This window comes from Anaerophaga thermohalophila str. Valhall, from assembly GCF_000250735.1.
Classification (GTDB): Bacteria; Bacteroidota; Bacteroidia; order Bacteroidales; family Marinilabiliaceae; genus Anaerophaga; species Anaerophaga thermohalophila_A.
Window position 1 is genome coordinate 51505 of the sequence record NZ_AHZV01000164.1, and the last position, 9652, is coordinate 61156.

Consider the following 9652-nt stretch of genomic DNA (forward strand, 5'->3'; position numbering starts at 1 on the left):
ATTATGAAGGTTTTAATGATAATAGAAAGTTTGAGGGATGGAGGGAAACAACGACGAATGGTTGAGTTGTTAAGGGTACTTTCTGTCAGTAAGAAGTATGAAGTAATGGTACTTTTTCTTAAGAACTCTGTTCATTATGAAGAAATATATAATCTTCCCGGAGTGCAAACATTTTATTTAGAACGCAGGTTTCGTTCCGACCCCCGTGTGTTTTATTCTTTTGTTCATGAAGCCCGGAAGTTTGAGCCCGATTTGGTTCATGCCTGGGGGGGACTCCCGGCCGTAGTTGCGTTGCCTTATGTGTTGTTGTATCGTAAGCCCTTTGTTAACGGGATGATTGCCAATTCCAGGCTTAAGCTTTTTTCTCCGGAATGGTTCAGGGTGAAATGCACCTTTCCATTTTCAGACGTAATAATCTCAAATTCGGAAATCGGCCTTAAAGTATATAAGGTTCCCGGGCGTAAGAAAAGATTGATAAGAAACGGGATTAATTTTGACCGGATTGTTCATCAGAGTAGTGGAAAGGATGTGAGAGACCGCCTTGGAATTCACGGTGATAAAAAAATTGTTGGTATGGTAGCTACCATCGACTGGCGTAAGAATTTTCCTATGTATGTAAATGCTGCATTGTCGGTGTTAAAGAAAAGAAATGATACTCTTTTCTTTGTTGTAGGCGACGGCCCGGATAAGGAAAAGATAGAGGCCATGGTTCCTGAAGAAAAAAAACACCATTTCTTTTTCACCGGAAAAATCCGCAATGTTGAAGAGATAGTCTCCTTGTTTGATGTGGGAGTGTTGGCTTCTTATGGTGAAGGAACCTCAAACAGTCTGTTGGAGTACATGCTTTTTGAGAAACCAGTGGTTGCAACGAATGTTTTTGGCATTAATGAGGTTGTAGAAGACGGAGTTAACGGTTACTTAGTGGCCCATGATAATTTTATGGAAATGGGAATGAAAATTTCTAAACTCCTGGATGACACGACGCTTGCTGTTAAGATGGGAAAAGAAGGCAGAAAAACTGTTGAATCCAGGTATTCAATTGATCAAATGGTAGCCGGATACGAAAATATTTACGAAGAAGTTATTCGTCTATGAAGGAAAGGGTGGTCATAGCAATTGAGAATGGTTACGTTGCCAGATGGGTGGCAGAAATGCTTAAAGATTTTTCTTCCGGAAACGGTTTGGAGATAAATCTCCTCATCATGAAGCAAACAAAAACAAGAAGTCGGTTCTTAGACAGATTTTTACCCCCAAAACTCTGGAAAATTTTCAGTAAAGTCGATATAACCGGTTTGTTTCCTCCTGTTTCTGGTGATTACGATTCTCCCCTTTTGGGAATGGTTTCACCCAGATCCCGGAAATTAATCCCGGATACCGGTAATCATTTTTACAAAGGATTGTTTTTGGAAAAGGGGAATAAGATAAGTGCCGGAGGATATAAGGGTACCTGGTTTTTTCTTTGGCACTTTTTTGCACTTTCTTCTCCTCTGGTAATTAAGGATGAAGATGCGAATTGCAGCTATCATGCATTTTTTCAGGTTGGCAGCTACAGCTTTAAAAAGAATGTCGGGTTTTTACGGTTCAATATCGAAAAGCTACTGAATCAACTGATTTTTGAAAGAAATCATGGTTTTCCGAAAGCCAAATCGTCTGATATTCTGAGAGACAAGTTGTTCAAAATACTCAAGTATCCGTTTTGGGAATTTTTTCAGAAATATCGTGAAAGATTTCTTGCTCCCCGATGGCGGTTAATTACAATGGATATAGATTCTCTGAAAGAGATGAGACGGATTAATGCTAAAGTGATTTCTCCGCCTGCCGGTTTTGAGTGGGCAGACCCGATGCTGGCCGATTCGAATGAAGGATTGTTTCTTTTTATTGAAGAAGAAGTGAATGACAAAGGGCACATTTCGGTAGTTCGTTTAAACAGAGAGACTCTGACTTTTGCCGACACTCCGCAAAAAATTATGGAGAAGTCCACCCATATGTCATATCCATTTGTTTTCAGAGTTGGTTCCGATTGGTATATGATACCCGAGAGTAGTGAAGAAAGAAAAATGACCATATATAAATCATTGCAGTTCCCCCTGGTCTGGGTGCCGGTCAGGAATGTTTTCGAAGATGAACAATGGGTAGATACAACACCTTTTTTCCACGATGGAAAGTGGTGGATTTTTTCGGTGAAAAAACAGGTTGATTATGCATCTTCCTACCAGGATCTGTTTTTGTTCTATTCGAATGATATCATTAACGGGGAATGGTATTCCCACCCTAAAAATCCGGTGGTTTCCGATGTTCGGCAAGCCCGTTCGGCCGGAGCGGTCTTTTCATATCGTGGAAGATTATTCCGTCCGGCTCAGAATTGCCTGCACAAATACGGGGGCAGCCTGATGTTGTGTGAGATAATAAGGTTGACCGACGATGATTATGAAGAGCAGATATGTGGAGAATTTCTTTTTCCCTGGTACAGTAAATTATCATCATTCCATACCATTGCTGTTTACAAAGACCGGCTGATGGGAGATTGTTATTATTAATTTTATCTGTTAATCTAATTTGCATGGCAATAGCAGTTTTTATAAAACAATTAAGTGTCGGAGGTGCCGAAAAACAAAGTCTTTTGCTTACCAGGGAACTACAAAAGCATTATCCTGCTTATCTGGTTGTCTGGAGCCGGAAGATAGTTTCCCCCGGCTATCAGGATTTTATTGAAATGAACAACCTGAATGTTATTTTTTTGGAAGGTACGGCATTGCATAAAGCGTTCTTTCTTTGGCGTTTTTTTAAAGAGAAAAGGGTTTCCTGCTTATTCAATTTTTTGTTACTCAATAATTTTGTGGGCGGCTTGACAGGAAGGCTTGCCCGTGTACGAAAAATCTACGGGGGTATTCGTAATTGTGAGATAGCGTCAGGAAAATTATTATGGCAAAAAATTGTGCATAATTATATTTCACATCACACCATATTTAATAATTATGCCGGAACCGTTACCCTTTCAAAACAGGGATTCAGAAAGGATAAGATGCTGGTAATTCATAACGGCATTGATGTTGACGGGGAAATACACCTCCGACAGGAAGCTTTGGTGCCCGTTATTTTTACGGCAGCACGATTCCTTCCCCAGAAAGATTATTTTACCGCATTGGAGGCCATTCAGATACTTAAAAGAAGGGGCAGAAACTTTCGCTATGTTATAGCCGGATACGGCCTGCAGGAGAATGAAATCAAAGCTGGTATAGAGAAATTAGAAATTAAAGACTGCACAGAAATGAAAATTGCTCCTGACAATATTAAAGAGCTGTATCGGCAGGCAGATATTTATTTATCTACTTCGTTAAAGGAGGGTTTGTCTAACTCGATCATGGAAGCTATGGCTGCCGCCTTGCCTGTTGTTGCTACAAATGTCGGCGATAATGAGCAATTGGTAGAGAATGGACGTACTGGTTATTTAGTAGACAGAAAGTCACCTGTTCAGGTAGCCGATGCTCTTGAAAAGCTCCTTGACAATTATCAATCTATTCTGCAGATGGGAGGGGAAGGATTTCAACGGTTGAAAGACAAATTTTCGACCAGTCTTTTTTTGAACCGATATAAAGCATTAATTAGTGTCTGTCCATAAAGCGCCATTTACTGTGTTACGCTCGTCCGAAAATTACTCATTTACGATGAGTAAACTCCGTATTTTCGGACTTCGCAAGCCTTGTAAATGACACTTTCTGAACAGACACACATGTTGTGAAAATTTTTGAAAGTTTATAGACGAATACTAATTAGTGATGACAAACAAGAACAGGAATTATAAACCCAAAATAGGAGTTATCGGATTGAAAGGCTTTCCTGCATTTGGCGGCTCAGCAAGAGCGGGGGAGAACATGATGTTTTATTTAAAAGATGAATTCCATTTTGTTGTCTTTAATACAAATACTCACACATCGCGTAAAACAGGTACTTACAACGGAATCGAACAGATCGTATATCCTAAATTTTTTATAGGCGCGTTAAATACCTTTTATTATTATCTGCGTTCAACATTGCATTGTTTATGGGATGGAAGTTTTGATGTAATTCATGTTTTTCATGTCGATGCGGCCTTTATTATTCCTTTGCTGCGTCTTCGTTACCGGGTTGTGTCGGGCCACAGGGCTCGTCCGCAGTTTGCTGCCAAATGGAGCTGGCTGGTTCGTCAATACTTCCGATTTATGGAATGGTTGTTTTTTAAGATGCCTGCTGATGTAATAACTTCAGTCAGTCGTCCGGTTGCAGAATTGTTTCAAACCCGCACCAAAAGAAAAATTCTTTTTATTCCGAATGGAATTGTTTTTGATGAAAAAAGCGAGATTCTGCAAATAGAAGAAAAAGATTATGTACTTTTTGCCTCTGGCAGGATCATCGCATCCAAAGGGGTGCATTTAATGCTTGAAGCCCTTGTGAAAATAGGATATACAGGACGTGTTTTGATAATTGGAAATCGTTCTCATTCGCCGGAATATGCTAAAGAACTTGATGAAATCTCCAAATCGTTGAATATTCGTTTTATAGATCTTATTAAGGATAAACAATTATTAATGGCTTATTTGAAGAACGCCGGATTATTTGTCTTTCCGAGTTATCATGAGGGAATGTCGAATATGTTACTCGAGGCGGCTTCTGCTCGTGTACCATTGATCTGTAGTGATATTCCGGAAAATAAGCAGGTTTTTAACGATGATGAAACTTTCTTTTTCGAAACAGGAAATTCAACCGATCTTGCAAAAAAAATTGAGCAGGTGCTAAGCAACAGACCTCTGGCTGTTGAGGTGGCCCAAAAAGCTTATGAAAGGCTTAAGCGTGAATATAACTGGAAAATTTTGGCTGAACAATATTCGAAGATTTATTGGAGACTTATAGAAACTAAAAAACCCCTGAATTCAGGTGATTCTGAAATTCAGGGGAATGATGAATATAAAGCAGGTTAAATATTAAAGCTCGTAATCGCCTGCTAATTCGTTAAGATACATTTCCACATTTGTGTAGTAAGAAGAAATGGTATATTCATTTCCATCTTCAGGTGAATCAGGATCGAGACCTTTTGCAATTTCCCATTTGTCAGGAATACCGTCTTCATCTGTATCTTTTGGTGCAGTTTCCTGAAATTGAGCCGGATAGCCACCTCTGTCAGAGGGAGAATCTACAAAGTCGCCGGTGTAGTTTCTTGTTTCTTCAATAATCCGTGCATCCACATCGTCCAAAATCGGGTATCGTGCCCCTGCATTGTTCAAAACGTAGTCAGCAACTTCATCTATTTTGAGTATCTCAGAATAATGAGAATCCCAGTTGGCAGGAGCTTCATCAACCATGAATTCGGCATAAAAATCAGGAAATTTGTTGAATGAAGTACTTACCTCTTTAATGGGATTAACGTTTCCTCCGTCGTCAATATAGTTCTCATCAATAAAGAAGGTTGAACCGTCAACAAGATACCAGTTGCCTGTTCTGTAAAGTGGCAGATCAGAGCTGGTGCGACCTTTGCGATAGAAGTTACGATAAATTACCGCATCGTTAATGGGCAGCTCTTCTTTGTATATCTGCGTGTGTGTGCCGTATCCGGGCTTGATTGGTCCCCAGTTGTATATAAGATTATTCACAACATGAATGTCCTGACTGTTACTTGAAATCAACGGATTCCTGTTCATATTGTGGGCAAACAGGTTTTTGATGATCGAAATTTCATGCAAGTCGTTGAGCATTAACAAACCTTTGGAATGCTCACCTTCGTCATGAAGACTGTTCGAAAGGCCTTCTGCTATGATGCTCCTTTGAATGGTAATATTTCTGGATTCAGTTGAAATATCCATATTTTCGTCAATACCCCATGTGAGTGACATATTGTCGATCATGATGTTATGACAATCTCTGTATTTATATATAAACAGAGCGTCACGAGCCGAGGGTAGCATTCCTGTTTCAGTATCATCTCCGGGTCTGATCCTGAAATTCCGCAAAATGATATCATGCGTTTCGATTTGTATCCCACCATTTTTCAATGTGATACCTGAGCCAGGGGCAGTCTGACCTGCAATGGTAACATAGGGCTCTGTTATTTTAATGTTACTGGTTAGTTCAATAATTCCGGAAACTTTGAAAAGAACAATTCGTGGACCCGACTCTACCTCAAGGGCATACCTTAGCGTCCCTGGTTCTTTGGAGTCTTCAAGGGAAGTAACATAAATTGTTTTACCTCCACGACCACCTTTGGTGAATCGTCCATATCCTTCGGCTGCCGGAAATGCTTTTGTTTCATTGAATTCGGGAACGTTGTAGTCACCAGATGTGTCTGTGGTATCTTCAGGTTCTTCCTCAGGTTCTTCTTCCTGATTTTCCTCCTCTTCTACTTGTTCCTCTTCTGTTTCGGGGTTTGTCACAGTATCAATATCCTCCAGCTGACAACCCCATACTAACCCAATAATCCCAATGGACACAAGTGTCCTGTTCAAAAATTTGTTCTTCATGGCCTAATTTTAATTTTTAATAGTTGTTTTGATGCTATTTACGCAAAAGTTTTCAAAATGTTGTTTCGTCAATTTTTTTTGAATCCATTTAATTTTTGGTTTTGTTTTAGATGACTTGTAAAATAAGGATTTTGGACACCTGGTTAAAAAAAGTTAAAGTCATTCGTCACCGGAAAATGGATATTTGTCAAAAATTAATTGAAGATGTTAACATTGGCAGTCTTTCCCGATGATCGTATCACGCTTTATTTTGTCTTTGTATTTGTTCAGTTGGTCAAAAAAAAGTAGACATTCTTATTTGAGGGCTTTAATTTTCGGGCATTGTTAAAATCCTAAATCTTTATGTCATGAGAAGTGTGGTAGGAATATTTTTCAGTGTTGCATTGTCAATGATTCTGATTACTGGTTGTCAAAATTCAAATTCGGATAATATGAAGGAAGAGAACACAAAGAAGGTACTGTTTCTGCATCACAGTACAGGTAAAATTATTTGGCGGGGAGGAAACAATCTGGTTGCAAAAGTGAAGGGAAAGCTTGGTTTTGAAGGGGCGGTTGAAAAGTGGTTTGATGCTTACAATAAGGCCAATGACAGGAACTATCTGATTTCTGAGATGGATTTCCCGAAAAAGGAACCCTACGGCTGGAAAAATTATCCTTTCGATTATTATAATATATGGGTAAAACACGGGGATTCCGATTACTATGAGACCGAACCGACTCTGAAAACACTGGCACCGAAATATGACCTGATTATTTTCAAGCATTGTTTTCCTGCCAGCAAAATTGTTTTTGACGGAAATCCTGATGTTGAATCTGAAAAAAAAATGACCGGGAACTATAAACTTCAATACGAGGCCCTGAGAAATGAAATGCACAAATACAAGGACACTAAATTTTTGCTTTGGACACCACCTGCATTGACGAAGAATGTAACAAATCCTGAGGCAGCAAGGGCAGCAACCGAATTTTCGGAATGGGTGATTAATGAGTGGGATCAGCCCGGCGATAACATTTTTATATGGGATTTTAGATCACTGGAAACCGGAGGTGGTGATTTTATTTTACCAGAGAACGCTGTAAGTGAAACGGATTCACACCCTTCTCACCAATTTGCGCGAAAAGTTTATCCCATGTTCTGCAAGCGTATTGTTGATGTATTGGAAGGCAGAGGCGATGTGGAGAATATTCTTCAGACCAATAACTCAGACTAATTTAATACTGATGAAGTATTTGTACAAGATTGCCTTAAGATTTGTGCGAATTTTTCCGGTCAATAGTTTCCGGATATGGCTTTTAAGAAAACTTGGTGTTAAAATAGGTGATAGATGTCGTTTATTCAGAGCAGATTGGGGAACCGAACCCTATCTGATTGAACTGGGAGACCACGTTGTAGTTTCCAATAATGTGAGATTTTTGACTCACGACGGAGCAGTCTGGGTTTTTCGTGACGAGCATCCGGGCTTGGATGTTTTCGGGACAATCAGGATTGGAAATAATGTTTGCCTTGGATTTAACACTGTCCTTCTTCCAAACACCGAAATCGGCGATAACTGTATAATTGCTGCCGGCTCGGTAGTTAAAGGTAAGATTCCCGAAAATTCTGTGGTTATGGGTAATCCTGGAAAAGTTGTGATGTCAACTGACATGCAGAAACGACTGGTGCTTATGAGTCGTTTCAAATTCACTTCCAAGGGGATGTCGTTCCAGAGAAAAAAGAAAATGTTGTTGGATTTTTTTGAGCAGCGAGGCAAAAAAGACCATTGATGATGAATAGGTTATTAAGATTTTTCAGCTTGATTTTTTTATTACTTTGGGCGGAACCCCAAATCGCTCAAAATATCTTCCCTGGGGCTTATGGGTTTGGAACTCAGTCGAGAGGAGCTTATGCCGGCGATTCAATTCCTGAGGTATTGTTTGTTACCTCTCTTGATGATAATGGAGAAGGTTCTTTAAGATATGCGCTCTCTCGTGACTATCCTCGCATTATCATTTTCAATGTTTCAGGGACTATTCATTTGGCAGGACCATTATTTATTAAGGAGCCTTATGTTTTTGTAGCCGGACAGTCCGCTCCGGGAAAGGGAATATCAGTAACAGGGGCGCCGGTGATTGTTAATACGCATGATGTCCTAATTCAGGATATCAGGTTCCGGCTTGGAAGTGCTTATCCACGAAAGTCGGATTGTGTCAGTATAACTGGTACTTTGCATGATGTTTCTAATGTGGTGTTCGATCATTGCTCGTTTGCCTACGGACTTGATGAAAACATCGGTATATTGAATTCCGGGCCGGGAATAACCATCAGTAATTCTATTATTGGGTATGGACTTCATAAGTTTGAGCATTCTTGCGGCCTTTTAGCTATGAATTCAGAAAAAATAAGTCTGATTGGTAATATTTTTGCCTTTAATCATGACCGCAATCCGAATATACGGGGCGACACAAAGGATGTAGAGATAATTAACAATCTCATATACAACTCCGCATCTCATGCTGTATATCTGGGGAGCAGAGGTCCGGATAACAGCCCTGTAAATGCTTTAATCGAAGGAAACATTTATATAACAGGGACTGATAATATGAATCGTTATCTTCTTTCGGTTCATCAGGAGATTGCTGACACCTTGAACGTGTCATGGAACAAAAATCGGACTTTTCACGATACCGAAGTTTTTAAGGGAGTAAGGGAACAAGTGTTTGATCAATCGGGCCGTTTTACCCCGGTTGATTCAAGGCCTTTTCCTGCTTCTGTTAAAGAATTAATTGCTTTAGATAAACTGGAACAAATTCTTTTGCACAATTCGGGTGCCAGGGCACACAACCGGGATGCGATTGATAGTTTGCTGATAGCGAACATAAAGAACCGCTGTGGGAAAATTATTTCTGTTGAATCAGAACTAAATACCGAATCTGAATTACCCGTCAGCAATGCAAGCTTTGTTTTACCCGATAAACCACATCATACTCGTGCAGACGGATTCTCAAACCTCCAGCATTATTTGCAGGAGTTGCTTTTGGTGAAATCTCAACCTTGAGAGTTAATGAGTCATTAGTCAGTAGCCAAATGTTGAAATATCAGACAACGACATTACTACAGTAGATCAGTAGATTTTTGGATTTAACCTGCATTATTCATAAATTATCTATTACGATGCTCAACTATC

Annotated in this window: 8 protein-coding genes; 7 read left to right on the plus strand and 1 reads right to left on the minus strand. The window is 39.7% G+C overall.

Annotation, left to right across the window (positions count from 1 at the left end):
* The first annotated feature begins 3 nt into the window (after positions 1-3).
* The 4 genes from OQ5_RS0108785 (at position 4) to OQ5_RS0108800 (ending at position 4955) form a co-directional block, all read left to right on the plus strand.
* Positions 4-1095: a glycosyltransferase family 4 protein gene (locus tag OQ5_RS0108785; RefSeq protein ID WP_026055191.1), complete on the plus strand. Its 1092-nt coding sequence runs from the start codon at positions 4-6 to the stop codon at positions 1093-1095.
* Positions 1092-2537: a glucosamine inositolphosphorylceramide transferase family protein gene (locus tag OQ5_RS0108790; RefSeq protein WP_016777135.1), complete on the plus strand. Its 1446-nt coding sequence runs from the start codon at positions 1092-1094 to the stop codon at positions 2535-2537. Before OQ5_RS0108785 ends, OQ5_RS0108790 begins: the two co-directional genes overlap by 4 nt.
* A 23-nt stretch (positions 2538-2560) precedes the next feature.
* Entirely contained in the window at positions 2561-3619 is a 1059-nt protein-coding gene (locus OQ5_RS0108795) for a glycosyltransferase (protein ID WP_016777136.1), read from the plus strand.
* A 157-nt stretch (positions 3620-3776) separates the two neighbouring features.
* On the plus strand, positions 3777-4955 hold the full coding sequence (locus OQ5_RS0108800) for a glycosyltransferase family 4 protein (RefSeq protein WP_016777137.1): 1179 nt from the start codon (positions 3777-3779) through the stop codon (positions 4953-4955).
* Between the two features lie 3 nt (positions 4956-4958).
* Here the strand turns inward: OQ5_RS0108800 and OQ5_RS0108805 are convergent, their stop codons facing one another.
* Entirely contained in the window at positions 4959-6488 is a 1530-nt protein-coding gene (locus OQ5_RS0108805; RefSeq protein WP_016777138.1) for a pectate lyase family protein, read from the minus strand.
* A gap of 431 nt (positions 6489-6919) precedes the next feature.
* Between OQ5_RS0108805 and OQ5_RS0108815 the strand changes: the two genes are divergently transcribed.
* Genes OQ5_RS0108815 through OQ5_RS0108825 form a run of 3 tightly spaced genes read left to right on the plus strand, consistent with a single transcriptional unit; the run spans position 6920 to position 9523 of the window.
* Positions 6920-7699: a hypothetical protein gene (locus tag OQ5_RS0108815; RefSeq protein ID WP_255297455.1), complete on the plus strand. Its 780-nt coding sequence runs from the start codon at positions 6920-6922 to the stop codon at positions 7697-7699.
* Positions 7700-7709: 10 nt separating this feature from the next.
* Positions 7710-8252: an acyltransferase gene (locus OQ5_RS0108820; RefSeq protein WP_016777140.1), complete on the plus strand. Its 543-nt coding sequence runs from the start codon at positions 7710-7712 to the stop codon at positions 8250-8252.
* Positions 8252-9523 (plus strand): hypothetical protein, encoded by a 1272-nt coding sequence (locus OQ5_RS0108825; protein ID WP_016777141.1) that lies wholly within the window; start codon positions 8252-8254, stop codon positions 9521-9523. The genes OQ5_RS0108820 and OQ5_RS0108825 overlap by 1 nt, the downstream gene beginning before the upstream one ends.
* Positions 9524-9652 lie beyond the last annotated feature (129 nt).